Origin of the sequence: Ralstonia sp. Ralssp110 (assembly GCF_047325135.1) — a bacterium.
GTDB lineage: Bacteria > Pseudomonadota > Gammaproteobacteria > Burkholderiales > Burkholderiaceae > Ralstonia > Ralstonia mojiangensis.
Genome location: NZ_CP168610.1, coordinates 1,822,460 through 1,847,590, shown reverse-complemented (window position 1 = coordinate 1,847,590; position 25,131 = coordinate 1,822,460). Strand labels below are relative to the sequence as shown.

Here is a 25,131-nt window from a genome sequence, read left to right as displayed (position 1 = left end):
TGAGCGCTGTTTCGGTTGATATAACCGACTGGCCCATTCAAGGAGTCGCTTCATGCCGTTCATCATTGCCGCGCTCGCGCTGGTTGGTCTGCTGATTTACGGCGCAGTCCGGCTGTATGCGAGGGTTGCCGCGGCTTACGGCGCGGTCGCGGGCAGCGCGGCGGTGATGCTTGCAGTAGCGCTGCTGGCCGGCGCAGTCATCACCTTCATCCGGCGTTACCGCGCCGTTCATGGCGTGAACGTGAAAGGGCAGCGGGTCGTGTCGCTCAGCGCAGGCTGGGGGCAGGTCGCTGTCGATGCCGAACAGAAACGCGGGACGCTGCAGTTGCACGGGCAAAGCGCGCGCTTTCTCTTCGCCGATATTGCCGGCGCCGATGCGGTTGAACGCGAAGGTGCCTGGGCGCTGGCGCTGCACCTGAAGCATCAGGCGCAGGCTGATTGGCCGATCCCAATGCGCAACCGCCAGGAAGCGAAGCGCTGGGCGAAGATCTTTGCGCTCGCGGCCAGCCAGGAGCTTTGACCGGCGCTCGCCCGCGATTATTCCGTCGTGCTCGGGTTCCAGAAGGCCTGAGCAATGTGCGGCTGTGATTGCAGCGCGTTGACGATGCGATCCAGCTCTGCGGCATTCACCGCAGTCGACATCAGCATCGCTTCAATTTCTACGTGGTCGTCGCCAAAGGGTTCGACTGACAGATCGCTGATCGGGTAGCTGGCTTCTTCAAGCAGACGTTCCAGGTCGGCAAGCGCTTCTTTCTGGCGCTCGCTCGTGGAGATGACGCACATCGTGTACGTGACTTCGCTGGCCTGGTTATCGAGCGGTGTGCGGTTGATGCGGTCCACCACGGGCCGCAGCAGGATGTTGGAGGCCAGCACGAACAGCGTAATCAGAATGGCCTGGCCAACCAGGTCGGAGCCTGCCGCCGCACCCACAGCCGCCGAGCCCCACAGCGTGGCGGCGGTGTTCAGGCCGCGCACGTTCAACCCTTCCTTCATGATCGTGCCGGCACCCAGAAAGCCGACGCCCGATACCACATAGGCGATCACGCGGGTGGTGTCCGATGCGGTGCCGATCTGCGCGGCCATGTCGACGAATGCCGAGGCCGCCACCGCCACCAGCGCATTGGTGCGCAGCCCCGCAGTCCGCTGTCTGACCTGCCGCTCGAAGCCGATCAATGACCCGAGCGCAAAGGCCGAGGCAAGGCTGATGAACGAATCCACCAGCGTGGCGACATTGAGATGGACGAGGGCTTGCAGCGTCATCGGCGGCTCCTTGTTGTGGTGACCGGAGTCTTGGTGAAGGGCGCCGATGGTTATAGCACGGCGCCATGACACGCCGTGCGAGCCCGGGAGGCCGGACGGCTACTTATAGTCCCACTGCATCTGCTCGGGGATCGGCACGGCGTCCGACGTCTCGAGGCAGCGGTCGAGGTAAGCGAGCAGGGAGCGCGGCTGAAAGCCGGTCTCCTGCACGAGCCGCGTGTTGTCGAACACGTAGCTCATGCTGGCGAACTTGGCATACAGGTGGATGCAGCGCGCGACCAGTCGCACATTGCCGTCGCCCGTCAGGCTCAGGAATTTACGCGCCAATGCTTTCTCGGCGATTTTTTCCTGATACACGTAGCCGGCCAGCGCCTGGGCATCTTCTTCCGGCGTCTTGCAACGCTTGAAGCGCGGGTACAGCGTTTCGATGCGCTCGGAGTTCGCATCGCCGGCGCTGATGTGATACAGGTCGTGCGCCAGCGTGGGCTTGGTCGACAGTTGCACGATCGCTTCGGCGCAGTCGTCCACAGGCAGGATGTCGACGCGGTCGGACAGGCGGCAGCTGAACGTTTCGAGCATCGCCACCATGCGCAGCATCCAGAAGATGCTGCCCGAGGGCTCGCACCCCAGCGTGCTGTGGCCCACCACGATGGACGGCCGCACCACCACCAGCGGCAGCTCCGGCACGGCTTCACGCAGCTTCAGCTCGGCCATGCCCTTGGAATACGTGTACGGCACGGCGTGCTGCTCCAGCGCGGGCACATCCCAGCTCTCGCTGACGTGGCGATCCGCCAGCTGGCCGCACGACATGGCCGTGCCGATCTGCAGGAAGCGCTTCAGGCGTTTGCCCTGCGCTGCCAGCCGGCCCAGCGCCAGCACGCCCTCCACGTTGGTTTCCCACAGCGACGGATGGTTCGAGAACGTTGCCAGCGCCGCGCAATTGATGATGATTTCCGGATCGCCCAGCTTGGCGGCACCTGCCTCGCGCAGGTCGAACGGCACGATCTGCGATTCCGAAATGCCGTCCAGGGTGCCCTGTGCAAACTCGAAGCGGCGCAGGTTGCTGCGCAGCCGCGCCAACCCTTCTGCGGGCGTGTCACCGCGCACGGCAAAGCGTGTGTCGGCCAGCAAACCTTTGGCTGCCAGATTGGCGGCAATGGCGCCGCCCACGAAACCGGTGGCACCGGTCAGCAAAATACTCATGCGAGAAAACTTGAATCCCTTGGGTGGCAAAGCGGGCGACCAACCCGCTTGCAAACAACACGACCGCTGCCGCACCGGCGAGGCGCGCGTTGGCAGTGCGCTCGGGGCAGGGAACAGGCAAGTCGTGTCAGATGAAGCCGCGCACACGAAACAGGGTTCGCGGGCCGCAAGATTCGCGTGATGCGATGCGGCCAAAACCTGCGCACAATCAGCGATTTATAAGAATGTAACCTTTCAGGTACCTTTCAGCACCCCATTCCATCAGAGGGTTGACTCAAGTCTGCGGCACTGCGCAACCCGACGTGGCATTGGCGGCAATCTCGCGCGCGGCTTTTGCGCCTTCGACTTGCAGGATGGTCGGCAGCGATACGCCGTTCTTGGCAGCCGTGACTTCAGCCAGGATCGAGATGGCGATTTCCGGCGGCGTACGGCTGCCGATGTAAATGCCGACCGGGCCATGCAGGCGCGCCAACTCGGCGTCGCTCAGATCGAATTCCTTCAGGCGCTCCCGGCGGTTGGCGTTGTTGCGGCGACTGCCGAGCGCGCCAACGTAGAACGCAGGCGTCTTGAGCGCTTCCATGAGCGCGAGGTCATCGAGTTTGGGATCGTGCGTGAGGGCAATGACGGCGCAGCGCTCGTCGAGCTTCATGGCCATCACCGTATCGTCGGGCATGGTGCGGACCATGGCCACGCCAGGGATCGACCATTCTTCGCTGTATTCCTCGCGCGGGTCGCAGACAGTGACTTGGTAGTCCAGGCCCACGGCGATCTGGCACAGGTAGCGCGAGAGCTGTCCCGCACCGATGACGAGCATCCGGTAGCGCGGCCCGTGAATGGTGACGAGGCGTGCTTCGTCGAACTGCAGGCCATCGGTGACGGTAGCGTGCTGCAGCGTCGAGGCGCCGGTCGCCATGTCGAGCGTGCGCGCGACGAGCTGACCGGCCTCCACGGCGCGCAGCAAAGCTTCGATCCCGCTGGACGCATTCAGCGGCTCCAGCACGAGTTGCAGCGTACCGCCGCAGGGCAGCCCAAAGCGGTGTGCTTCTTCAGCGCTGATGCCGTATTTGACGGCTTCGGGCTTGGTGTAATGCAGCCCTTCACGGCGCACGCGGTCGATGAGGTCGTCTTCAATGCAGCCGCCTGAAACCGAGCCGATGACCACGCCGTCATCGCGCAGCGCGAGCATTGCGCCTTCGGGCCGTGGCGATGAGCCCCACGTCTTGACCACGGTGACGAGCAGCACGCGGCGCCCTTGTTCCAGCCAGCGCACGCTGGTTTTCAAGACTTCAAGATCGACGCTGTCCATGATGCGTTGGCTGCGCTTTCGCGCACTAGAGTGGTGTGTTGCGGGGAATGGACCGATTATGCCCCGTGGTGCAAAAACAGGTAGGCGGCCGCCACGGCCACCACCGCCACGATGATCCACGGCCAAGGGTTACGCGGCTGCAACGCCGGGCTGACGTTGGGTGCGGCGCCCGGCGGTGCGCCGTGAGCCTGCAGTTGGCCTGCCGCGAGGTCAGGAATCGCTTGCGAGGCGGGCATGCCGTCGACGGGCGGCGCGGTATGTCCATCGGCGCCGGCCGTATCTGCAGGACCGAACTCTGCCGCAAAACGCTGGAAGAATTCATCGGCCAGTTTGCGTGCAGCACCATCGATGAGCCGTGAGCCGATTTGCGCAAGCTTGCCGCCCACCTGGGCGGTTGCCGTATAAGAAAGCCGCGTGACCGTGGGGCCTTCGGGCGTGAGCTGCACCTGCGCGCTGCCCTTGCCGAAGCCGGCCGCGCCGCCCTGGCCGTCGAAATGCAGCGTGTAGCTGCGTGGGGGCGCCACGTCGGCCAGCTCCATGCGTCCCTTGAAGCGTGCCTTGACGGGCCCGACGGCGGCGGTCATGGCGACGTCGTAGGCGGGGTTGGCGCTTCCCTCGGCGGCGGTGATGCTCTCGCAGCCGGGAATGCAACGTTGCAGCACGGCTGGATCGTTCAGCGCATCCCAGGCGGTCTGGAGTGGCACGGGCAGGAGATGGGTCTGGGTCAGTTCCATGGCGCGGTCGATCGGGCTGGGGTTGGGTGGCGGGGAGTGCGCGTGCGGCGAGCATGCGCCAATTCGTGCTCCAGCGCAGCCAGGCTGTCGAAATGGTGCGCCGGCACCATCACATCGACATGCGGCAGGATGGCCCGCACGCCACGTGCCCGCGGCTCAAAACCGGCAAAGCGCAGCAGCGGGTTGAGCCAGACGATGCGATGGGCGAAGCGCGCCAGGCGCGCCATCTCGGTGTCGAGCACGTCGATGTGCTCGTGGTCGAGTCCATCCGTCACGAGCAGGACGGTGGCACGGCCGGACAGCGCGCGGCGCGCCCATTGGCGGTTGAACTCCGCCAGCGCCGCGCCGATGCGCGTGCCGCCCGACCAGTCGGGCACAAGCTCAGCGATTGCCTGCACGGCGACATCCGGATCGCGCTCGCGCAACTGCCGCGAGACGTTCGTCAGCCGCGTGCCGAACAGGAAAGCCTGGATACGCTCGCGCGATTGCACCAGCGCGTGGCAGTAGTACAGCACGGCGCGCGAATAGCGACTCATCGATCCGGAGATGTCGAGCAGCAGCACCAGCGGCGGCGTGCGATCGACAGGCTGGCGGTATTTCCAGCCGGCCCATTCGCCGCCGGCACGAACGGCCTGGCGGGCGGTCGCACGCAGGTCCGGATGGCGCCCGCGCGAAGCAGCTTTGAGCCGTCGCGTCCGCTCCTGCGCCAGATGCACGCGTCGGCGGCGGATCATGTGTTGCAGCGTGCGCCATTCCGCAGCGTCGAGCGTGTCGAAGTCACGCGTGCGCAGGGCTTCGTTTGCAGAAAATGCCAGCGGCGCCACGATGTCATGGCGTTCGCCATCGGGCTTTGGGCCGGGCGGAAGGTTGGTCGACGGCTGCGCGCGCAAGGCATCGGCCAGGCGGTTGCTGCGTGCCGCGGGAATGCCGCCGCGTACTTTGGGCAGCAGCAGCGCGCGCAGCTTGCCTTCCCAATCCGGATCGCGCCAGAACACGTTGAAAGCGGCATCGAAGAGTCCGCGTTCGTCGGGATGCGAGACGAGCAGGGCAGACAGCGTTGCCTTTACGTCGTCGCGGCGGCCGATGTCGATATGGCTCAGGGCTTCGATGGCGTCCACCGCGCGCGAGGGCGCAAGCGGCATGCCGGCATTGCGCAGCAGCCGCACGAAATGCGTCAGGTTGCGCGCGAGCATTGGCAACTGCGTTGGCAGGGTCGCTTGCATGCCTTACTCCGGCAGCGCGGGGGCCGCCAGCAGTTGCTCGATGGTCGACGTATCGACGCGGGCCAGATCATCCTGGTACTTGAGCAGCACGCCCAGCGTGTCCTGCACGGACTGCGGATCAAGCTCGGTTACGTTCAGCGCCGCCAATGCGCGGCACCAGTCGATCGCTTCGGCAATGCCCGGCGCCTTGAACAGGTCGATGCCGCGCAGGCGGTGCACAAAATCAACCGCACGATGCTGCAGGCGAGCGGCCGTTTCGGGCGCGCGCTGCGCGACGATCTGCAGCTCCCGTGCCTTATCTGGGTAGCCAATCCATTGATACAGGCAGCGCCGCTTGAGCGCGTCGTGCACCTCGCGCGTGCGGTTGGACGTCATGATGACCAGCGGAATCACCTGCGCGCGCACCGTGCCGAATTCAGGAATCGACACCTGGAAGTCCGACAGCAGCTCCAGCAAAAACGCCTCGAACGGTTCGTCGGCGCGGTCGATCTCGTCGATCAAAAGAACGCGCCGTGTCTCGGGATGGAGTGGGTCGGGCAGCAGCGCCTGCAACAACGGGCGCTTGAGGAGGAATTCGTCGCGATAGAGCGTGTCGGCGCGCGGCTTCTCGCCGGCGGCCTCGGCCAGACGCAGCGCCATGATCTGGCGCGGGTAATCCCATTCATAGAGCGCGCTGGCGGTGTCGAGCCCTTCGTAACACTGCAGTCGCAGCAGCGACGTGCCGAGCAGCCCGGCTGCCGCCTTCGCCAGCTCGGTCTTGCCGACGCCGGGCTCGCCTTCGAGAAACAGCGGCCGCTGCATGCGCAACGCGAGGAACAAGGCCGTGGCCAGCTCACGGCTGGCGAAATAGCCCTGGCCCTGCAGTTGCGCGATGCAGTCGTCGATGGAATCGACCGGCATGCCGTTCCTTGGGCGTGCGCTCAATGATGGTGCGCCAACGCCTGCTCAACCGCGCGCGCCGTCAATACCGGAATGAGGTGCGCCCGATATTCCGGCGAGGCATGCAGATCGCCCACCAGATCGTCGGCAGCCACCACCACCTTGCGAGCGGCTTCTGCTGTAAAGCTGGCTGCCAGCGCCTGCTCCAACGGCGTGCAACGGAACACGCACGGCGCCGCGCCCGTCACCGCCACGCGCACGTTGTTGCCCTTGCGACTGATGAATACGCCCACCAGCGCAAAGCGCGACGCGGGGTTGCGGAATTTCACGTAGGCCGCCTGGTCCGGCACCGGAAATTGCACCTCGGTGATGAGTTCATCCGCAGCCAGCGCGGTCTCATACATGCCAAGGAAGAAATCGTCCGCCGCGATGTTGCGCCGCTCGGTGACGACGGTGGCGTTCAGGCCGAGCACAGCGGCCGGGTAGCACGCGGCCGGGTCGTTGTTGGCGAGCGAGCCGCCCAGCGTGCCCATCGCGCGCACTTGCCGGTCTCCGATGCCGCCGGCCAGTTCCCCCAGCGCGGGCAGCATGCGGGCGATGTCTGAGCTGTCTGCCACATCGGCATGGCGTGTGGCTGCGCCCACCGTAATCACGCCGGGCTGCGTGCGAATGCCCGTCATGCCCGGAATGCGCGTGACATCCACCAGCGTTGACGGCTGTGCCAAGCGCAGCTTCATCGCCGCCAGCAGGCTCTGGCCGCCGCCGAGGTATTTGGCGTCGGTGTGCGTCTTCAGCGCGGTGACGGCGGTCTGGGCGTCGGTGGCTTTCTGGTACTCGAAGTCGTACATGGTGGGCTCCTCTGCCTAGGCCTTGGCCGCTTGAATGGTTTGCCAGACGCGGTGCGGCGTCGCGGGCATCTGGATGTCCTTCACGCCCAGCGGCGCAAGCGCGTCGACGATGGCGTTGATCAGCGCCGGCGGGGAGCCGATCGCGCCGGCTTCACCGCAGCCTTTGACGCCGAGCGGGTTGTGTGTGCACGGCGTGCCCTTAGCGGTTTCCACCGTAAAGCTGGGCAGGTCGTTGGCGCGGGGCATGGCGTAGTCCATGTAGGAGCCCGTCAGCAACTGGCCGTTTTCGTCGTACACGCACGCTTCGAGCAGCGCCTGGCCGATGCCCTGACCAAGCCCGCCGTGCACCTGGCCCTCGACGATCATCGGATTGATGATGTTGCCGAAGTCGTCTACCGCAACGAAGCGGTCGATGTGCACCTCGCCGGTATCAGGGTCGACTTCCACCTCGCAAATGTACGCGCCGGCCGGGTAGGTGAAGTTGGTCGGATCGTAGAAGGCGTTTTCGTCCAGCCCAGGTTCAAGCTTGTCGAGCGGATAGTTGTGCGGCACGTAGGCCGTGAGCGCGACTTCGCCAAAGGTCTTGGTGCGGTCCGTGCCGGCCACGCGGAAGACGCCATCCTTGAACTCGATGTCTTCCGCCGAGGCCTCCAGCAAATGCGCGGCGATCTTCTTGGCCTTGGCCTCGATCTTGTCGAGTGCCTTCATGATGGCCGAGCCGCCCACGGCAATCGAGCGCGAGCCGTACGTGCCCATGCCGAACGGGATGCGCCCGGTGTCGCCGTGCACGATCTCGATGTTGTCGATGGGCACGCCCAGGCGATCGGCCACCACTTGCGCGAACGTCGTCTCGTGGCCCTGGCCGTGGCTGTGCGAGCCGGTGAAGACCGTGACGGAGCCCGTTGGGTGCACGCGAATTTCGCCGGCTTCGAACAGGCCAGCCCGCGCGCCCAATGCCCCTGCGATGTTCGACGGCGCGAGCCCGCAAGCCTCGATGTAGCAGGAATAGCCCATGCCGCGCAGCCGGCCCTTGGCGCGGGAGGCATCGCGTCGGGCTGCAAAGCCTTTTACATCGGCCAATTCGATGGCGCGATCCAGGCACGGCTCGTAGTCGCCCGTGTCATAGGTCAGGCCAACCGGCGTGGCATAGGGGAATGTGCGGATGAAGTTGCGGCGGCGCAGTTCAGCCGGGTCGACTTGCAACTCGCGCGCAGCAGTTTCCACGAGGCGCTCCACCACATACGTTGCTTCCGGTCGACCGGCACCGCGATACGCATCGACAGGCGCCGTGTTCGTGAAGACCGCTTTCACTTCGGCATAGATGGCCGGCGTCTTGTACTGGCCGGCAAGCAACGTCGCATACAGGATGGTCGGCACGCTGCTGGCGAACGTCGACAGATACGCGCCCATGTTGGCCGTCGTATGCACGCGCATGGCGAGGAAATTGCCCTGCGCATCGAGCGCCAGTTCCGCATGCGTAACGTGGTCGCGGCCATGCGCATCGGTCAGAAAGGATTCGGAGCGCTCGGCCGTCCACTTGATCGGCCGGCCCACCTTTTTCGATGCCCAAGTAAGCGCCACGTCTTCGGGGTACAGAAAGATCTTCGAGCCGAACCCGCCGCCCACATCCGGCGCAATCACACGCACCTTGGCTTCGGTCAGGCCCAGCACGAATGCCGACATCAGCAGGCGTTCGACGTGCGGGTTCTGGTTGGCAACGTAAAGCGTGTAGCTGTCGTCCTGACGCGAATAGCTGGCATTGACGGCGCGCGGCTCGATCGCATTCGGGATCAGCCGGTTGTTGACGATGTCGAGCTGCGTCACGTGCGCGGCCTTGGCAAACGCCGCATCGGTGGCGGCCTTGTCGCCGTGGCCCCAGGTGTAGCAGGTGTTGTTGGGCACGTCGTCGTGGACGGCGGAGCCGGCGGTATCGGCGGTGGCGGTGTCGACCACGGCGGGCAGTTCGTCGTATTCGACGTCGATCATCTCGACGGCGTCCTTGGCGATCTTCACCGATTCAGCCACCACCAGCGCGACCTGGTCGCCCACGTGGCGCACCTTGCCTTGCGCGAGCACGGGGTGGGGCGGCTCCTTCATCGGCGTGCCGTCAATGCTGTGGATGAGCCAGCCGCACGGCAGGCCGTTCACCTTGTCGGCAGCGAGGTCGTCGCCCGTGAGCACGGCCAGCACGCCCGGATGATTGCGTGCCGCCTCCGCATTGATGTGCTTGATGCGGGCGTGCGCATACGGCGAGCGCAGGAACACTGCGTAGGACTGGTGCGCCTGGACGACATCGTCCGTGTACTGTCCGGCGCCTGTCAGGAAGCGGAAATCTTCCTTGCGTTTGACGGACGCACCGATCAGGTGGTTGTTGGGTTCTGCGGGAGCGTTCATGGTGGTCTCCTCGCTGGGTCAGGCGGCGTGGGCGCGCGCTGCGGCCAGGTTTTGGAGCGAGGCATCGTCGCCTTGGGCTTCGGCCATCGCTTCGGCACCGTGCATGACGGCACGCACGATGTTGTGATAACCCGTGCAGCGGCAAAGATTGCCGTCGAGCTGCTCGCGCACCGTGTGCTCATCGGGATGCGGATGCTGCGCAACCAGCGCCGTCGCGGCCATCACCATGCCGGGCGTGCAGAAGCCGCATTGCAGGCCGTGGCATTGGCGAAAGGCTTCCTGCATCGGGTGCAGCGCACCATTTTTTGACAGGCCTTCTATGGTCGTCACCTCGGCGCCGTCGGCCTGCACGGCCAGGATGTTGCAGGACTTCACCGCGCGCCCGTTCATATGCACCGTGCACGCACCGCATTGCGCGGTATCGCAGCCGACGTGCGTACCGGTCAGGCGCAAGTTTTCGCGCAGCAATTGGACTAGGAGGGTATGAGGTTCGACACTGACGGTGACAGGCGCACCGTTGACCGACAGCTTGAGGCTGATCGCCATGGGAGTCTCCTTGGGGGATGGGCGCCGGGTGCCATGCTGTGCGCCTTCCTTGCTACGAAGACGTGCGCGTGGTCTCGATATTGGGGGGCGCGGCTCTACTCAGTAAAGCACAGGTGAACCAGAAGACAACCGCAGCGCGGCGAGCCGGTCGGAGGAGAAAGGGCGATGCTGCGGCACGCAGACAAACCAAACAAATGCCGCAGAAATGACAAAGGGCCGGAATCCGGCCCTCGATTGGCACCAGGCGGTCATGACCTGGCGGGTGTGGCGGCGGGTGTGATGACACACGGCCGGCGCACGGTGCTACTGAAATTGCGATTGCTACATACAGCTAGCTTGGGCACACGCCCATCAACAACAGCGCGGCGGATTAGGCCTTGGCGGTGCGGTGCGTGCCGAACAGGTTCGCGATTGCCGAGAAGAACTGGGCGAACGAGAACGATTGGCCGCTCGGACGGCGATAGTAGTAGATACCTTCGGACATTTCGCGCTCGATCAGTTCGCGTTCGAGTTGATCGGTCAGCTTCAGGTCGTTCGTGTTTTGCATGATTGGCCTCTTAGGGAAATCCCGGTTAGGGAATACCCCTAATCATACACCAGATGATGCAATGCACCATACGTAGGCTTACGTATGCACCCCTTTTGCGCCGTCTACCGTTGCTCGGCCACCACGCTTGCATTGCGCCGCACCAATGTGGTGCTATCGCCGCTTTATGTACGCCTCGCGCCTCACTTGACCGGAATGGGTTGGCTGGCCGGGATCGGCACGGCCGTCACGCTGTTCTTCGGGCTGCCCGAAATGACCTTGTCTGAATACGTCAGATAGACCAGCACATTCCGCTTGCGATCGACCGTGCGCACCACGTGCAGCGTCTTGAAGACGAGCGACAGGCGCTGCGTGAACATGTCGTCCTGCTGGGGCAGCGGTTTGACGAAGCTGATGTCGCCGACCTGCCGGCAGGCCACCGCGGCCTCGCTCACGTCTTCGGCCACACCCAGCGTACCCTTGATGCCGCCGGTGCGCGCCCGCGACACATAGCAGGTCACGCCCTGCACGAGCGGGTCGTCAAAGGCTTCGATGACGATCTTGTCGGAGCCCGTGATGCGGAAATTGGTGCTGACGCTGCCGATGTCTTCGGCGCGGGAACAGCCAACGGCGCTCAGAGCGAGCGCGGCAATTAAAACAGGGAGTTTGGTGGACGTGCGCATGGCTTTGCGTAGATAAGAAGGAAAGATTGAAAGTCAGAGCAGCGACTCTGGCGGCCAGGATGCAGCGGCCTCGTCTACGAAGGTGGGCCGCATGTCGGTGTGTTGGCGGGAATGCTCTATGCGGCGGTGCAGGGCATCCATGAAAACCTTGACCTTGGCGGGCATCAGGCGGCGGCCCGGGAAGACGGCATGCACGCGCATCGGCGGCGATTGGAAATCCGTCAGCACCTCCTGTAGCGCGCCGGAGCCGATCAGATCGGTAGCAAACACGGAGGTAATGCGGGCGACGCCCAGGCCCGCAATGGCGGCCTGCATGCGCAGTTCGCTGTTGGAGGTGCGCATGCGGAAGTCCAGGGGCAGATTGATCGTCTCGCCGCCGGGCGTGCGGAACTGCCATTCGGCTTCGTTCGAGGTGCCGAGACAGGGCCAATCGGCGAGTTGGTCTGGGTGGGTGAGCGGCCCGAGGCGTTCCAGCAGTTGCGGGGCGACGACCACGGCGCGCCGCAAATCAAAGACGCGCTGAGCGACGAGGCCGGAATCAGGCAACGGGCCACGCGGCACCGTCAGCATGATGTCGTAGCCCTGGGCGAGCGGGTCGATCTGGCGTGGCGCGACGTCCACCTCGATGCGCAAGCCGGTGTGCTCGCGCATGACTTCCAGCACCACCTCGGCGAGCTGCTTGGCGGCAAACTCATACGGCATGGCAATGCGCAAGGTGCCCGCGGGTGACTGGAACGTCGCTGCCGCGTCTTCCGACACTTCGCGCAGCCGCTGGAACAATGGGCCCGCGTCGCGCAGCAGGGCTTCACCGGCATCGGTCAGGCGCAGGCGGCGTGTGCTGCGCTCGAAAAGGCGTACGCCCATCTTGCCTTCCAGCCGCGACACCGCGGTGCTGACCGACGACTTGGGCAACCCCAGCCGGTCAGCCGCGCGCGTGAAGCTGCCGAGCGTGGCCACGGTGCAGAAAGTGTCCCAGTCGTTCCAGTCCGTCGTTCGCATAATTGAACAATGAATTTGTTGGCAGGCGATTTCCGCCGGTTTCGAGGCAAATTACCATCCCTGCATGAACACGCCAAGCACAGACCACATGGTTTCCTTCCCGCCCGCACCGCGCAAACCGGCTGCCGAATCGACCGTCGGCAGCCGGATGGAATTGCGCATGGTGGGAATGGTGATCGGCTTGGCGACGGGCGTGGACTACATGTCCAACCTGATGTTCTCGATTGCCGGGCCGCATATCGAAGGCGGGGTGCTTGCATCACAAGATGTGTATCTCTGGGCCGTGACGGCGTATGCGGCGGCGGCCAGCCTGGCGATTCTGGTGATGGGGCGGCTGGCCGATCACATGACATACCGTAAGCACACGCTGTTGTCGCTTCTGGTGTTCATCGTCGGCACGCTGATGTGCGCGGCGGCCGAGGGCGGCACGATGCTGATCGTCGGGCGGGCGGTGCAGGGGTTTGGCGGCGGGCCGATGCTGTCGACTTCGCGCATCTTTGTGCAGCACAGCCCCGCGCACGAACGCCGCACGATGATGAAAGGCATGATCTACGGCATCTTTGGGCTGAGTTGCGTGTCACCGATGCTGTCGGCGGCGCTCACGGAGCAATTCGGCTGGCGCGCCATCTTCGTCGCGCAGTTGCTGGTGGCGGTGGTGGTGTGCGGGCTGGTGGCGGCGTTCTATCCGCATCCGAAGATGCACGAGCGCAAGGGCGATTTCGCCTCGCTCGACTGGCCCTCGGCCATCGCCTTTGGGCTGGCTGCGTTGATTGCGCTGCACAGTTTCCAGCAGGCCCGCTTCGTTCATCCCGATGGTTCGCCCGCGCAGGTGGTGCCGATCATTGCGGTGGTGGCGCTCATTATCTGGGTGGGTATTCGGCAGACGGGCCATCCCTTGCCGTGGGTCGACCTGCGGGCGACGCTGCAGCGGCGCTTCCTGATGGGCATGGTCTTCTACGCCATCTATTACCTGTTTGCGAGCGCGTGGGGTTTTCTCTCGTCGAGCCTGCTGCAGAACGGTTTGGGCTTCCGTTATGAAACCACCGCCCAGTTGATGAGCCTGGGCGGGCTGGTGACGGTTGCACTGGGCATCCTGAACTTTCAGCTGACGAACGTGCTGCCAACCAAGCGCGTGCTGATCTCCATCGGCTTCGTCCTGATGGCGACTGCGCTGCTGTGGATGTCGCATGTGGCCACGCCGGGCGCGTCGGTGGCGGCGGTGGTGCCGGGGTTCATGATCGAAGGCATGGTGGGGATGTTCGTGGTGATCCAGGTGGCGGGGCTGTCTTACGTGGATTTGCCCGCCAAGGATTTCGGCCATGCCTACCAGTTCAAGGGGATCATGCGGGCTTGGGCCCAGGCGTTTGGGACGATGGGGGCCACGTTGTTGCTGCAGCGCGGACAGGCACAGCATCGCACCGACCTGGTGGGGCACGTCAGCGCGCTGACGCCAGCTTGGCAGTGGCCGCATCCCCTGCAGGGTTCGGAGTTGATTCGCATCTCGGCCGAGATTGACCGGCAGGCGACGCTGTTGGCCGTGGGGGATTTGTTCGCCTGGGGCGCGGTGGTGGCGTTGGTTTGCGCGGGGGCGATCTGGTTGCAGCGGTCGTTGCGGTAAAGATCAATCCAACTTTTGTTCCGGTGCGGTGGCCTGCGGCATGTTGCAGTTGAAGGCTGGCGCCTCCTCTTGCAGGTTCAGATGGTTCATCAGCGTGGGCGCCAGGACTTTTAGCACTTGCACCGTCAGTGCGCTGGTGAATTTGTACTTGGCCGCGTCTGCGCCGGCTACGTACGCGACGACGGTGCCGAAGTAGCGATCTCCTAGATAAAAAACAAAGGCGCCGGAGCGGCTCACGACCCGCTCGGAGATGAGGCCGCCGCCGCGGCTGAAGGTTTTGAAGCGGTTGTCGCCGGTGCCGGTTTTACCGCCGATGGCGATGGGTTTGCCATCCTTCTGAACGAACGTTCCAGAGATCCGCTTGGCGGTGCCGCCTTCGACGACACCGGCCAGCGCGGATTTGACCAAGGGCGGAATCTCGGGCGGCAGCACGCGTTCTCCGGCGTTGGGGTCGCGGCAGAGCATGACTTCGTAAGGCGTGTCGGCGGCGAAGCGCAGGCGGTCGATACGCACGCTGGGCAGGCGGATGCCGTCGTTTTCGATGATGCCCATCAGCTCCGCCAGCGATGCTGGCCGGTCTGCCGATGCGCCGATGGCCGTTCCGTATGACGGCACCAGCGATTCAAACGGATATCCCAGCCGCTTCCACATGGCGTGAATCTGCTGAAACGCCTCGATCTCCAGCATCTGCTTGATGCGTTTGTCTTGCGCGGTCTTGCGGTGCGATTGCAGCAGCCATTTGTAGACGGACAGCCGTTCATCGGCGCTTGCCTCGTTCACCTGCGCAAGCGTGGCTTGAGGATGGGTTCGCAGGTACGCCACCAGCCAAAGTTCCAGCGGATGCAGCCGGGCGATGTAGCCGCGGTCGGCCAGGTCGAAACGTTGGACGGAATACTTCTCATACAGGTTGGTAAGTTCCGCCTCATCCAGTTTTGCACCGGGCAGGTAGCTGCGGATGAATGCCGCGAGTTTGCCGGGGCCGGCTTCCGGGTCGATGCTGCGGTAGATCGTGGCCAGCCGCACCGGTGTGGGGCGGGTGCTTTGCACGAGGATGGCTTCGCGCTGCTGGTCGGTCTTGCCTTTGTACTTCGTGTAGAACCGGCCCATGAACAGCTTGCCTTCGCGGTCGGCAAAGCGTTGCAGGTAGACCTGCCGCTGCGGGGAATCGGGGTTGGTCAACGCCTCGGCGCCGGCGTTGGGCAACTGATGCTGAAAGTAGCGCGAGATGTCACGCATGATCCGTACGAACACGAGATTGACGGAATGCTTGAGCCCCTCGCGCACCGTGAAGTTCTGCGTGCCTTCCCATTTCTCGAAGTTCTCGAAACTCTGCATGCCGCCGCCGGTGGCAAACCATTCGCCGGCGTTGCCGGAGTACTTGCGCTCCATCGACGCATCCAGCATTGCCTCGAGCGACCGGTCTTGCGTGTGAGCGAGGTAGTCCACCGCCCAGCGCTCGATCGGGTTCTGCACTGGGATGTTGATTTTGCGCAGCGCCGCCGCAGGCTGGTCGGCATAGCGCTTATGCAGCTCAGCCACGATCTGGAGATACGTCACCAGCGTGCGCAGCTTGGCCGTTGAGCCCAGATCCAGCTTGACGCCTTCGTTGATGTCGAACGGCTTGTCGAACGTGTCGGCCTGCACCAGCACGCGGTTGCCGCCCGGCGCCCGTTCATAGAGCGTGAAGCTGTAAGTCACGCCGCGCGGGTCGCCGCGCTCCAGCATCATGTCGCCGACGAGGCCGGCAGCCTTGGCTTGTGCCGGGTCGCGCAGCTTGCGCAGCTCAGTGGAGATATCGCGCTGCAACGGCGCATCGAGCGTGCTGCTGGCGGTCAGGTCGAGCCGGTCGAGCGCATACATGCGCGATATGCCGAGCATGCCCGCCAGGTTGACGCGCACGGCGTTTGTGCCTTTGTGCTCAATCGGCGGAGGCGGCACGCGTGTGTTCAGGGCCTGCTGCTTGAGCGATTGCGCGATCGCCGCATCGCGCAGCGCCGGCGGAATCACGCCGGTTACGGCCAGCACGCGCAGGTAGGCGTTGGTCAAGGTTTCGAGTTCATCGAGGTTCTCAAGGTAATACGACGGCCGCCGCTGCGATACGAGCAGGCTCAATGCCTCCTTGTATGCCAGCGCACGGTCTGCGAGTGGCGCGGCTGAGTTGGCCGACAGCAGCGCATTCACCTGCGCAAAGTCGCGTCCGTACCAGACCCACAGCGCATCGCCAATCCCCTGGATCTCGCCAAACCCGGCGCGCGCGCCCAGCGGCACGGTGTTCAGGTAATCGACTGCAAGCTGGTGGCGCGTGGCGGTGGTGTCTTCGCCGTTCAGATAGGCGCGGGCAGACGCGGAGGCCATCTGGCGCAGTTTTTCGCTGGGGGAATCGGTACGGCCTTCCGGCGAGTGGCGATACTTCTCGATTTGTGTGGCGAGCGTACTGCCCCCGGGCGACTCATGCGCCGGGTTGACGACGTGCAGGGCGCGGTCCCAGACAGCACGTGCCAGTCGCGACCACTCCACGGCTGGATTGCGCTTGGGGTATTCGGTCTGCAACAGCGTTCGGTTCTCGATGGCGAGCAGCGAGTTGACCAGCAGCGGCGGCACCGACGCGAAATTGTCATACACACGTTCGGGGTGCCGTACGCGGTAGATCGGGCGGCCATCGTCGTCGAGCAATTCCAGGCCGGCCCGGTCTTTCTCGCGATAGGGCGGATTCATGCCGCTGTCCATTCGCTCGACCATCTCTTTGGATGGCGCCGCCTGCTGAGCGACGATGTAACCGCGCGAGCGCAGACGGTCTAGAAAGGTCGGAAGATCGTGATACCCGAGCCGCTCGTCGTAGGGGCCGGAGTTTGGGTAGCGGGCCGAATTGTTAGGCCCCGGCTTGACAGGAAAGGTTTGCGATTTCGCCAGACCCGCGAAGTAGTGGGCTTGCCAAGCGGAGGTGCGAAATTCACGAGCGACAAGCAAGGCAGCTATCGCAAGCACCAGCGCCCCGACGAGGGCCAACTTGATGATGGGGCGGCGTATTCTTTTCACTCGCTTGCGCTCCAATCGCAGGCGGACGGGCGCCTTGCTTCAATCTAGCTCATGCGGCCGTCGTGTCCAGCGGCTTGTAACTTTGGGGCCGCCATTGCAAGCCTTACGAGGGTGCGTAATACGGGATCTTCTGCTCGTCATACAACCGATACGTCAGCGCCAGCATGGCACGGATGTCTTCAGACTCGTCGAGCAGGCGCGTGCTGAAGATAATTGGCGAGACCAATTGCGGATCGTCGAGTTCCATGTAGCAGACATCTTCCCGACGCAAGCCCGCCACGCTGCGCGGCACCACCGATATACCTTCGCCTGCAGCGACTAATCCCAGGGCAATTTGCAATTCCCGTGCCTCGTAGATCTTGCTGGGTTCCAGCGCGCGATCGTGGAAGAGGGCGAGCACCTGATCCGCATAGCTCGGGCGCGGTGCGCGTGGGTAGATGATGAGCGTGTCGCCGACAAGGTCGCGTAGGGATACGGCCGTCCTGCCGTCCAGCAGCGCATGGCCTGACGGCAGCGCGACGATCAACCGCTCATCGCGCAGGAGGATGCGTCGCACGTTCGGGTCTTCATAGCGGATGCGGCCGAACCCGACGTCGATGCGGCCGTCTTTCAACGCCTGGATCTGGTCCATGGTCGTCATCTCGTGCATGGTGAGATCGACCATCGGATACTCCGCCCGAAAACGCCGGATGACCTTCGGCAGCATCCCGTACAGCGTTGAGGCCACGAAGCCGACTGACATGCGGCGTTCGATCTGGCCGACGCGTTGCGTCATCGACGCAAGTTCCGCCGTCTGCGCGAGCAATTGACGCGCATGCGCGTGGAAAAAGCGGCCGGCTTCGGTCAGCTTGAGCGGGCGGCTGCCGCGCTCGAACAGCAGCACGCCGACTTCCTCTTCCAGTTGCTGAATCTGCCGCGAGAGCGGCGGCTGCGCGATGTGCAGCCGTTCAGCTGCACGCGTGAAGTTCAGCTCTTCAGCAACGGCAACGAAATAGCGAAGGTGGCGCAGCTCCATTTTTATACCTAATGGGTATGAAACTGATACTAAATCGGTGTTGGACGTGACATTTCGCGCTGCGTAATCTGGTTTCCACGTTGATAGCAGTTCTTCTGATACCTGAAAAACATGATTCGCTCGATCGAGGCCATTCTAGTGGATGTGCCCACCATCCGTCCGCACAAGCTGTCTGTCGCCACCATGCACACGCAGACGCTCGTCCTCGTGCATGTGTGCTGCGAAGACGGCATCGAAGGTTGGGGCGAGGCCACCACCATTGGCGGTCTCAACTACGGCGAAGAAAGCCCCGAGAGCATCAAGGTCAACATCGACACGCACATCGCGCCGCTGCTGATCGGCGTGGAGGCGCGCAATGTGGCGGCCGCCATGGCCAAGGTGCGAAAGACCATCCAGGGCAACCGCTTTGCCAAGTGCGCGCTGGAAACGGCGCTGCTCGATGCGCAGGCCCGTCGGCTTGGCGTGCCGCTGTCGGAGCTGCTTGGCGGCCGCCTGCGTGATGCGCTGCCGGTGGCCTGGACGCTCGCCAGCGGCGACACGAAGAAGGACATTGCCGAGGCAGAGGCGATGCTGGCTGAGCGCCGCCACCGCATCTTCAAGCTGAAGATCGGCCTGCGCCCGGTGACAGACGATGTTGCCCACGTGCTGGCCATCAAGCGCGCCCTGGGCGACGCCGTGAGCGTGCGCGTGGACGTCAACCAAGCCTGGAGCGAGCTTGATGCCGCCAACGGTATCGCCGCGTTGCAGGCCGGCGGTATCGACCTGATCGAGCAACCGGTGCGTGCCGAGAACCGCGCCGCGCTGGAACGCCTCGCCCGCCAGTTTGCCGTGCCGATGATGGCCGACGAAGCACTGCATGGTCCGCTGGACGCATTTGAGTTGGCCTGCGCTGCCAGCGCCGACGTCTTCGCCGTCAAGATCGCGCAATCCGGCGGCCTCGTGCCGGCCATGCAGGTCGCCGCCATCGCGCAGCTTGCGGGCATCGGCCTGTACGGCGGAACGATGCTCGAAGGCGCCGTTGGCACGGCAGCCTCCGCCCACGTGTTTTCCACCTTTGGCGAACTGCAATTCGGCACCGAGCTGTTCGGCCCCTTGTTGCTCACGCAAGAACTGCTGACCGAGCCGCTGCAATACCGCGACTTCATGTTGCAGGTGCCGACCGGCCCCGGCCTGGGCATCCAGATTGACCGCGACAAGCTGGCGCGCCTGCGCCGCCAATAAGAACAACCAGACCAAGACACCCCACCAAGGAGCCCACGATGCTGTTCCACGTCCGCATGGATGTCCGCCTGCCGGCCGACATGCCCGCCGATATCGCCAACGAGATCAAGGCGCGCGAAAAAGCCTATTCGCAGGATCTGCAGCGCAGCGGCAAGTGGCGCCACATCTGGCGCCTGGTTGGCGAGTACGCGAACGTCAGCGTCTTCGACGTGCAGAGCAATGCCGAACTGCACGACATCCTGACGGCGCTGCCGCTGTTTCCGTACATGGAGATTTCGGTGACACCGATGTGCCGTCACCCCTCGTCAGTTCACAGCAATGACGTCTGACATTCCCCCAGAAAACCACGTGGAGACACCCATCATGAACGCGCGCGTATTCCAAACGAAAGAAGTGCAGGATCTGCTGAAGGCCGCCACCAACTTGGACGGCAAGGAGGGCAACGCCCGCCTGAAGCAGGTCACCCACCGGCTGCTGGCCGATCTGTTCAAGGCCATCGACGACCTGGACATCACACCGGACGAGGTCTGGGCCGGCATCAACTACCTGAACAAGCTTGGGCAGGACGGCGAGGCCGCATTGCTGGCGGCCGGCGTGGGCCTGGAGAAGTATCTCGATATCCGCATGGACGCGGCGGACGCAGCGCTTGGCATCGACGGCGGCACGCCGCGCACGATCGAGGGCCCCCTGTACGTTGCGGGCACGACGGTGCGCGATGGCGTGTCCAGGATCGATATCGATCCGGACCCGGCTGCAGGCCCACTGATCATCCACGGCACGGTGACCGGTGCCGACGGCAAGCCGGTGGCTGGCGCTGTGGTCGAGTGCTGGCATGCGAACTCGAACGGCTTCTATTCGCACTTCGATCCGACCGGTGCGCAAAGCCCGTTCAACCTGCGCGGCGCGGTCAGGACTGGTGCCGATGGCAAGTATGAATTCCGCACGCTCATGCCGGTGGGCTACGGCTGCCCGCCCCAAGGTGCCACGCAGCAGTTGTTGAACGGACTGGCCCGCCACGGCAACCGGCCGGCGCATGTGCACTTCTTCGTCACGAGCGACGGCCACCGCAAGCTGACGACGCAATTCAACATCGAAGGCGATCCGCTGATCTGGGATGACTTCGCCTATGCCACCCGCGAAGAGCTGATTCCGCACGTGGTGGAGAAAACCGGTGGTGCCGCGCTCGCCCTGAAGGCCGATGCGTACAAAGACATTGAATTCAATATTGCCCTGACGCCACTGGTTCAGGGCAAGGACAACCAGCGCGTGAATCGCCTGCGCGCTTCGGCCGAGGCTTGAGGCCGAGTGCCTCAACGTGGAGAGAATCATGCCCGCCTTGATCGACAAAGCCAGCGAACTGGACCAACTGCTGTCAACCGCTGTGGTGGATGACGAAGAGGCCGGCATCTTCCGCTGCCGCCGCGACATCTTCACCCACCCCGATCTGTTCGAGCTGGAGATGAAGCACATCTTCGAGAACAACTGGGTGTATCTGGCGCATGAAAGCCAGATCCCGAACAACAACGATTACTACACCACGTGGATTGGCCGCCAGCCGATCGTCATCACGCGCGACAAGGCCGGCGAGCTGCACGCGGTCATCAATGCCTGCGCGCACAAGGGTGCGATGCTGTGTCGCCGCAAGCATGGCAACAAGGGCAGCTTCACGTGCCCGTTCCACGGCTGGACGTTTTCCAACACCGGCAAGCTGCTGAAGGTGAAGGACGAAAAGACGACCGAGTACCCAGTGCAATTCAACACGCACGGCTCGCACGATCTGAAGAAGGTTGCGCGGTTCGAGAGCTATCGCGGTTTCCTGTTCGGCAGCCTCAACGCCGATGTGCAGCCGCTTGAGGCGTACCTTGGCGAAGCGCGTGTGATCATCGACCAGATCGTCGACCAGGCGCCCGAAGGCCTTGAAGTGCTGCGCGGCAATTCTTCCTACGTCTATGACGGCAACTGGAAGATGCAGATGGAAAACGGCTGCGACGGCTACCACGTCAGCACCGTGCACTGGAACTACGCCGCAACGATGGGGCGGCGCAAGGAAGGCGGCACGCAGGCGGTGGATGCGAACAGCTGGAGCAAGTCGGTGGCGGGCGTCTATGGATTCGAGCATGGCCACATCCTGCTTTGGACTCAGACGATGAACCCGGAGGTGCGGCCCGTCTATGCGCACCGTGACGAAATCACAGCGCGCGTGGGCGAAATCCAAACGGACTTCATCGTCAACCAGACCCGCAACCTGTGCCTGTATCCGAACGTGTTCCTGATGGATCAGTTCAGCACGCAGATTCGCGTCGTACGGCCAATCAGCGTCGACAAGACCGAGGTCTCGATCTTCTGTTTCGCGCCGAAGGGCGAGAGTGCGGCCGATCGTGCCACGCGCATTCGCCAATACGAGGATTTCTTCAACGTCACCGGCATGGGCACCGCCGATGATCTGGAGGAATTCCGCGCCTGCCAGAACGGATATGCCGGCACCACCGCGCTGTGGAACGACCTATCGCGCGGGGCGCCGCTGTGGATTCACGGCCCTGACGAGAATGCAACCAGGATGGGATTGAAGCCGCTCATCTCGGGCGAGCGCAGTGAAGACGAAGGCCTGTTTGTCTGCCAGCACGAATATTGGGTACGCGTCATGCGCGAGGCACTCAAGCAGGAATGCGAAGGGGTGCCGGCATGAGCACGGACTACCAGAACATCTGCGCCGCCCTGTACCGCGAGGCGCGACTGCTGGACGACCGCCAGTGGGACGCGTGGCTCGAGTGCTACGCAGAAGACGTCACCTACTGGATGCCCGCATGGGATGACGATGACCAGTTGACCGACGACCCGCAGAGCCAGATTTCGTTGATGTACTACGCCAATCGCTGCGGGCTGGAAGATCGCGTCTTCCGCATCAAGACAGAGCGCAGCGGTGCTTCAACGCCGGAGCCGAGAACCAGCCACACCGTCGCCAACGTGGAAGTCGTTGCCGAACGCGGCGATGAAGTCGACGTGCGCTACAACTTTCACACGCTCAGCCACCGGTACAAAACCACCGACCACTTCTTCGGCACGATGTTCGTCACCCTGCGCCGCGTGCGCGATGGCTTCCTGATCGCATCCAAGAAGATCGTCCTGAAGAACGACTACATCCGGCAGGTGCTCGACGTTTATCACGTCTGATGTGCACATCCGTATCCAAGGCAGCGAGGTTTTCCATGTCCAGTTTCACAGTCGCATTGAACTTCGAGGACGGGGTGACCCGTTTCATCGATTGCAAAGCGGGCGAGAAGGTGCTCGATGCCGCCTTCCGCGCCAAGATCAACCTGCCGATGGATTGCTCCGATGGCGTGTGCGGAACCTGCAAGTGCCGCGCCGAAAGCGGAAGTTACGACCTTGGTGACGATTACATTGACGACGCCCTGACCGAAGACGAGAAAAACACGGGCCTCGTCCTGACGTGCCAGATGGTGCCGCACAGCGATTGCGTGATCGCGGTGCCCACCACGTCGACCAGTTGCAAGACTGGTCAGAGCCAATTCGGTGCAACGTTGTCGAAAGTCGAGTTGCATAACGACGCGGCCGTCGTGCTTGAACTGGACGTGGACGCCTCTGCGCCGGTGTTTCTCCCTGGCCAGTACGTCAACATCGGCGTGCCCGGCAGCGGCCAGCACCGCTCGTATTCGTTCTCATCCGCGCCCGGAGAATCGAAGATCAGCTTCCTGATCAAAAAGATTCCCGGCGGCGCGATGAGCCGTTGGCTGGAAACCGCGCAGCCGGGCGACAAGCTCGATCTGCACGGGCCGCTGGGCAGCTTCTATCTGCGCAATGTGCAGCGGCCGCTCTTGTTCCTTGCAGGCGGCACGGGGCTCGCGCCGTTCCTGTCGATGCTTGAAGTGCTGGCACGCACCAATTCGCAACAGAAGGTGCATCTGATTTATGGCGTGACCCGTGACCTCGACCTGGTGCAGGTCGATGCGCTTGAAGCCTATGCAGCGCGGTTGCCGAACTTCAGCTACGCCACCGTCGTGGCCGACGCCGCGTCGAATCATCCGCGCAAGGGTTGGGTGACGCAGCATGTGCCCGCCAACGCCCTGAACGATGGCGACGTGGATGTCTATCTGTGCGGCCCGCCGCCGATGGTCGACGCTGTGCGCAAGTACTTTGACGACGAGGGCGTGAAGCCCAATAGCTTCCACTACGAGAAGTTCACGCCCAATGCAGTACCAGAAGCGAAGGCGGCATGAGCATGCAACGATTTTCAGGCAAGACCGTCGTCGTGACGGGCGCGGCCCAAGGGATCGGGCGCGGCGTGGCATTGGCTGCGGCAGAAGAGGGCGCCCAGGTGCTGCTGGTGGATCGCGCAGAGCTGGTCTACGAGGTGCAGGCCGAGATTGCTGCTGCGGGTGGCCGGGCCCGTGCCACGACGGCCGATCTGGAAACCTACGCTGGCGCTCAATACGCGGTGCAGGCGGCGCTTGATGCCTATGGTCGCATTGACGTACTGATCAACAATGTCGGCGGCACGATCTGGGCGAAGCCGTATCAGCACTATGAAGAGGCCCAGATCGAGGCAGAAATTCGCCGCTCGCTGTTTCCCACGCTGTGGTGTTGCCGCGCCGTGCTGCCGCACATGGTGGAGCGCCGGCAGGGCGTGATCGTGAACGTCTCGTCGATTGCCACGCGCGGCATCTATCGGATTCCGTATTCTGCGGCCAAGGGCGGCGTGAATGCGCTCACGGCCAGCCTGGCGCTGGAGCATGCGCAGGACAACATTCGCGTCAACGCCGTCGCGACAGGTGGCACCGAGGCGCCGCCGCGGAAGATTCCGCGCAACACGGCGCCCATGTCGGGGCAGGAAACCGCTTGGTACCAGGGCATCGTTGACCAGACCATTGCCAGCAGCCTGATGCACCGCTACGGAACGATCGACGAGCAGGTGCGGGCGATCCTGTTTCTGGCTTCGGACGAGGCCTCCTACATCACTGGGACGGTGTTGCCGGTGGGCGGTGGAGATTTGGGCTAGGTGCGCATGAAGCGCCCCAAACAAAAACGGCGCCGATGCGCCGTTTTTTACGTGCCTTTGCGGCATGGCTGACGATTCAGCCGCAGGCTTTAGCCCAAGTACGAACCCGACTTGCCGACCACTTCTGCGTACACCAGGTTGTCATCCCAACCGCTGCGGAAGAAATTGACCACTGCGCGCAGCAGCGATGGGCGACGGGCGGCCTGCACTTGAGCTTGGCCGGCGAACTTGGGGGTGTAATAGGCTTGCTGGATCATGATGTTTTCTCTCGTTGCGTTATCTAGGGTTTTCCCGAGTATAGGGTTATCCCCAGGGCGGAGCAATGACGCAACGCAAACATGCGGTCCATTCTGAACATCACTCAAAGTAAATAATCCTTCAGCCCCCCGTCTCCGACGCAAGTTTCGAGATCGCGTTCGGCCGAGGCCTGCTTGATGTGATTTTTAGGGCCTTTTTTACTACGCGGGAAAAGATTTTTTAACGACAAGTTCCATGCAGCACGTTGGAAATCCGCCGAAGAAGTGCGCTTCTTCATTCTTTGTCGGTCTATATGTCGCCAATTTCAATAAACGTGCGGGCTTGTTGTTTGATCGACATGCCCTCTACCATACGCCGCCGAATCCCCC

The 25,131-nt window shown here is 63.5% G+C and carries 25 protein-coding genes; 9 read left to right on the top strand and 16 right to left on the bottom strand.

Annotated features, from left to right (window positions below; genetic code table 11):
- The first annotated feature begins 52 nt into the window (after positions 1-52).
- Positions 53-520: a hypothetical protein gene (locus ACEN9T_RS17530; RefSeq protein WP_413706624.1), complete on the top strand. Its 468-nt coding sequence runs from the start codon at positions 53-55 to the stop codon at positions 518-520.
- 17 nt (positions 521-537) lie between these two features.
- Here ACEN9T_RS17530 and ACEN9T_RS17525 read toward each other — a convergent pair whose 3' ends face one another.
- The 12 genes from ACEN9T_RS17525 to ACEN9T_RS17470 form a co-directional block, all read right to left on the bottom strand.
- Positions 538-1,260, bottom strand: coding sequence for an MgtC/SapB family protein (locus tag ACEN9T_RS17525; protein WP_092970436.1), 723 nt, complete (start codon positions 1,258-1,260; stop codon positions 538-540).
- Between the two features lie 99 nt (positions 1,261-1,359).
- Complete coding sequence (locus tag ACEN9T_RS17520) at positions 1,360-2,463, bottom strand: SDR family oxidoreductase (RefSeq protein ID WP_413706623.1); 1,104 nt, start codon at positions 2,461-2,463, stop codon at positions 1,360-1,362.
- 274 nt (positions 2,464-2,737) lie between these two features.
- Positions 2,738-3,769 carry an XdhC family protein gene (locus ACEN9T_RS17515; protein ID WP_413706622.1) on the bottom strand — a complete coding sequence of 344 codons (1,032 nt, stop codon included), beginning with the start codon at positions 3,767-3,769 and terminating at the stop codon, positions 2,738-2,740.
- Positions 3,770-3,825: 56 nt separating this feature from the next.
- Entirely contained in the window at positions 3,826-4,503 is a 678-nt protein-coding gene (locus ACEN9T_RS17510) for a CoxG family protein (protein ID WP_413706621.1), read from the bottom strand.
- Positions 4,494-5,726, bottom strand: coding sequence for a vWA domain-containing protein (locus ACEN9T_RS17505; protein WP_413706620.1), 1,233 nt, complete (start codon positions 5,724-5,726; stop codon positions 4,494-4,496). Before ACEN9T_RS17505 ends, ACEN9T_RS17510 begins: the two co-directional genes overlap by 10 nt.
- 3 nt (positions 5,727-5,729) lie before the next feature.
- A complete protein-coding gene (locus tag ACEN9T_RS17500; protein WP_092970426.1) occupies positions 5,730-6,626 on the bottom strand; it encodes an AAA family ATPase in 897 nt (298 codons plus the stop codon).
- 20 nt (positions 6,627-6,646) lie between these two features.
- On the bottom strand, positions 6,647-7,453 hold the full coding sequence (locus ACEN9T_RS17495; RefSeq protein ID WP_413706619.1) for an FAD binding domain-containing protein: 807 nt from the start codon (positions 7,451-7,453) through the stop codon (positions 6,647-6,649).
- A 15-nt stretch (positions 7,454-7,468) separates the two neighbouring features.
- Positions 7,469-9,847, bottom strand: a complete 2,379-nt coding sequence (locus tag ACEN9T_RS17490) for a xanthine dehydrogenase family protein molybdopterin-binding subunit (RefSeq protein ID WP_413706618.1) — start codon at positions 9,845-9,847, stop codon at positions 7,469-7,471.
- Positions 9,848-9,865: 18 nt separating this feature from the next.
- Positions 9,866-10,393: a (2Fe-2S)-binding protein gene (locus tag ACEN9T_RS17485; RefSeq protein ID WP_092970420.1), complete on the bottom strand. Its 528-nt coding sequence runs from the start codon at positions 10,391-10,393 to the stop codon at positions 9,866-9,868.
- Positions 10,394-10,763: 370 nt separating this feature from the next.
- Positions 10,764-10,940 carry a hypothetical protein gene (locus tag ACEN9T_RS17480; RefSeq protein WP_009238172.1) on the bottom strand — a complete coding sequence of 59 codons (177 nt, stop codon included), beginning with the start codon at positions 10,938-10,940 and terminating at the stop codon, positions 10,764-10,766.
- Between the two features lie 182 nt (positions 10,941-11,122).
- Positions 11,123-11,602, bottom strand: coding sequence for a CreA family protein (locus ACEN9T_RS17475; RefSeq protein ID WP_092970418.1), 480 nt, complete (start codon positions 11,600-11,602; stop codon positions 11,123-11,125).
- A gap of 33 nt (positions 11,603-11,635) precedes the next feature.
- Positions 11,636-12,601, bottom strand: a complete 966-nt coding sequence (locus ACEN9T_RS17470) for a LysR family transcriptional regulator (protein ID WP_413706617.1) — start codon at positions 12,599-12,601, stop codon at positions 11,636-11,638.
- 64 nt (positions 12,602-12,665) lie between these two features.
- On the opposite strand from ACEN9T_RS17470, the gene ACEN9T_RS17465 reads away from it, so the two are divergent.
- On the top strand, positions 12,666-14,219 hold the full coding sequence (locus ACEN9T_RS17465; RefSeq protein ID WP_413708432.1) for an MFS transporter: 1,554 nt from the start codon (positions 12,666-12,668) through the stop codon (positions 14,217-14,219).
- Between the two features lie 3 nt (positions 14,220-14,222).
- Here ACEN9T_RS17465 and ACEN9T_RS17460 read toward each other — a convergent pair whose 3' ends face one another.
- Positions 14,223-17,255 carry a transglycosylase domain-containing protein gene (locus tag ACEN9T_RS17460; protein WP_413708468.1) on the bottom strand — a complete coding sequence of 1,011 codons (3,033 nt, stop codon included), beginning with the start codon at positions 17,253-17,255 and terminating at the stop codon, positions 14,223-14,225.
- A gap of 103 nt (positions 17,256-17,358) precedes the next feature.
- Positions 17,359-18,270, bottom strand: coding sequence for a LysR family transcriptional regulator (locus tag ACEN9T_RS17455; protein WP_092970412.1), 912 nt, complete (start codon positions 18,268-18,270; stop codon positions 17,359-17,361).
- Between the two features lie 111 nt (positions 18,271-18,381).
- On the opposite strand from ACEN9T_RS17455, the gene ACEN9T_RS17450 reads away from it, so the two are divergent.
- From ACEN9T_RS17450 to ACEN9T_RS17420, 7 genes are read left to right on the top strand one after another with little or no spacing between them, the layout of a single operon-like run.
- Positions 18,382-19,491 carry a muconate/chloromuconate family cycloisomerase gene (locus tag ACEN9T_RS17450; RefSeq protein WP_092970410.1) on the top strand — a complete coding sequence of 370 codons (1,110 nt, stop codon included), beginning with the start codon at positions 18,382-18,384 and terminating at the stop codon, positions 19,489-19,491.
- Between the two features lie 38 nt (positions 19,492-19,529).
- The gene (gene catC / locus ACEN9T_RS17445; protein WP_413708431.1) at positions 19,530-19,820 is read left to right on the top strand and encodes a muconolactone Delta-isomerase; all 291 of its coding nucleotides are present in this window, start codon (positions 19,530-19,532) and stop codon (positions 19,818-19,820) included.
- A gap of 34 nt (positions 19,821-19,854) precedes the next feature.
- Positions 19,855-20,790: a catechol 1,2-dioxygenase gene (gene catA / locus ACEN9T_RS17440; RefSeq protein WP_413708430.1), complete on the top strand. Its 936-nt coding sequence runs from the start codon at positions 19,855-19,857 to the stop codon at positions 20,788-20,790.
- 28 nt (positions 20,791-20,818) lie between these two features.
- Positions 20,819-22,177, top strand: a complete 1,359-nt coding sequence (locus ACEN9T_RS17435; RefSeq protein ID WP_413708429.1) for a Rieske 2Fe-2S domain-containing protein — start codon at positions 20,819-20,821, stop codon at positions 22,175-22,177.
- Positions 22,174-22,662, top strand: a complete 489-nt coding sequence (gene benB, locus ACEN9T_RS17430; protein ID WP_092970403.1) for a benzoate 1,2-dioxygenase small subunit — start codon at positions 22,174-22,176, stop codon at positions 22,660-22,662. The genes ACEN9T_RS17435 and benB overlap by 4 nt, the downstream gene beginning before the upstream one ends.
- A 35-nt stretch (positions 22,663-22,697) precedes the next feature.
- Positions 22,698-23,726: a benzoate 1,2-dioxygenase electron transfer component BenC gene (gene benC / locus ACEN9T_RS17425; RefSeq protein ID WP_413708428.1), complete on the top strand. Its 1,029-nt coding sequence runs from the start codon at positions 22,698-22,700 to the stop codon at positions 23,724-23,726.
- On the top strand, positions 23,723-24,505 hold the full coding sequence (locus ACEN9T_RS17420) for a 1,6-dihydroxycyclohexa-2,4-diene-1-carboxylate dehydrogenase (RefSeq protein ID WP_413708427.1): 783 nt from the start codon (positions 23,723-23,725) through the stop codon (positions 24,503-24,505). Before benC ends, ACEN9T_RS17420 begins: the two co-directional genes overlap by 4 nt.
- Positions 24,506-24,594: 89 nt before the next feature.
- On the opposite strand, the gene ACEN9T_RS17415 is transcribed toward ACEN9T_RS17420, so the two are convergent.
- Together ACEN9T_RS17415 and ACEN9T_RS17410 are read right to left on the bottom strand one after the other, a co-directional pair.
- The gene (locus ACEN9T_RS17415) at positions 24,595-24,762 is read right to left on the bottom strand and encodes a hypothetical protein (protein ID WP_325649800.1); all 168 of its coding nucleotides are present in this window, start codon (positions 24,760-24,762) and stop codon (positions 24,595-24,597) included.
- Positions 24,763-24,866: 104 nt separating this feature from the next.
- Positions 24,867-25,040: a hypothetical protein gene (locus ACEN9T_RS17410; protein WP_413708426.1), complete on the bottom strand. Its 174-nt coding sequence runs from the start codon at positions 25,038-25,040 to the stop codon at positions 24,867-24,869.
- Between the last annotated feature and the right edge of the window lie 91 nt (positions 25,041-25,131).

Excerpts from the sequence above, each read along its gene's own strand:
- benC (WP_413708428.1), top strand. The coding sequence starts at position 22,698 with ATGTCCAGTTTCACAGTCGCATTGAACTTCGAGGACGGGGTGACCCGT.
- ACEN9T_RS17435 (WP_413708429.1), top strand. The coding sequence starts at position 20,819 with ATGCCCGCCTTGATCGACAAAGCCAGCGAACTGGACCAACTGCTGTCA.
- ACEN9T_RS17450 (WP_092970410.1), top strand. The coding sequence starts at position 18,382 with ATGATTCGCTCGATCGAGGCCATTCTAGTGGATGTGCCCACCATCCGT.
- ACEN9T_RS17520 (WP_413706623.1), bottom strand. The coding sequence starts at position 2,463 with ATGAGTATTTTGCTGACCGGTGCCACCGGTTTCGTGGGCGGCGCCATT.
- ACEN9T_RS17525 (WP_092970436.1), bottom strand. The coding sequence starts at position 1,260 with ATGACGCTGCAAGCCCTCGTCCATCTCAATGTCGCCACGCTGGTGGAT.
- ACEN9T_RS17505 (WP_413706620.1), bottom strand. The coding sequence starts at position 5,726 with ATGCAAGCGACCCTGCCAACGCAGTTGCCAATGCTCGCGCGCAACCTG.
- ACEN9T_RS17480 (WP_009238172.1), bottom strand. The coding sequence starts at position 10,940 with ATGCAAAACACGAACGACCTGAAGCTGACCGATCAACTCGAACGCGAA.
- catA (WP_413708430.1), top strand. The coding sequence starts at position 19,855 with ATGAACGCGCGCGTATTCCAAACGAAAGAAGTGCAGGATCTGCTGAAG.
- ACEN9T_RS17495 (WP_413706619.1), bottom strand. The coding sequence starts at position 7,453 with ATGTACGACTTCGAGTACCAGAAAGCCACCGACGCCCAGACCGCCGTC.
- ACEN9T_RS17455 (WP_092970412.1), bottom strand. The coding sequence starts at position 18,270 with ATGGAGCTGCGCCACCTTCGCTATTTCGTTGCCGTTGCTGAAGAGCTG.
- benB (WP_092970403.1), top strand. The coding sequence starts at position 22,174 with ATGAGCACGGACTACCAGAACATCTGCGCCGCCCTGTACCGCGAGGCG.
- ACEN9T_RS17475 (WP_092970418.1), bottom strand. The coding sequence starts at position 11,602 with ATGCGCACGTCCACCAAACTCCCTGTTTTAATTGCCGCGCTCGCTCTG.
- ACEN9T_RS17490 (WP_413706618.1), bottom strand. The coding sequence starts at position 9,847 with ATGAACGCTCCCGCAGAACCCAACAACCACCTGATCGGTGCGTCCGTC.
- ACEN9T_RS17530 (WP_413706624.1), top strand. The coding sequence starts at position 53 with ATGCCGTTCATCATTGCCGCGCTCGCGCTGGTTGGTCTGCTGATTTAC.
- ACEN9T_RS17410 (WP_413708426.1), bottom strand. The coding sequence starts at position 25,040 with ATGAAGAAGCGCACTTCTTCGGCGGATTTCCAACGTGCTGCATGGAAC.
- ACEN9T_RS17415 (WP_325649800.1), bottom strand. The coding sequence starts at position 24,762 with ATGATCCAGCAAGCCTATTACACCCCCAAGTTCGCCGGCCAAGCTCAA.
- ACEN9T_RS17470 (WP_413706617.1), bottom strand. The coding sequence starts at position 12,601 with ATGCGAACGACGGACTGGAACGACTGGGACACTTTCTGCACCGTGGCC.
- ACEN9T_RS17420 (WP_413708427.1), top strand. The coding sequence starts at position 23,723 with ATGAGCATGCAACGATTTTCAGGCAAGACCGTCGTCGTGACGGGCGCG.
- ACEN9T_RS17500 (WP_092970426.1), bottom strand. The coding sequence starts at position 6,626 with ATGCCGGTCGATTCCATCGACGACTGCATCGCGCAACTGCAGGGCCAG.
- ACEN9T_RS17510 (WP_413706621.1), bottom strand. The coding sequence starts at position 4,503 with ATGGAACTGACCCAGACCCATCTCCTGCCCGTGCCACTCCAGACCGCC.
- catC (WP_413708431.1), top strand. The coding sequence starts at position 19,530 with ATGCTGTTCCACGTCCGCATGGATGTCCGCCTGCCGGCCGACATGCCC.
- ACEN9T_RS17485 (WP_092970420.1), bottom strand. The coding sequence starts at position 10,393 with ATGGCGATCAGCCTCAAGCTGTCGGTCAACGGTGCGCCTGTCACCGTC.
- ACEN9T_RS17515 (WP_413706622.1), bottom strand. The coding sequence starts at position 3,769 with ATGGACAGCGTCGATCTTGAAGTCTTGAAAACCAGCGTGCGCTGGCTG.
- ACEN9T_RS17465 (WP_413708432.1), top strand. The coding sequence starts at position 12,666 with ATGAACACGCCAAGCACAGACCACATGGTTTCCTTCCCGCCCGCACCG.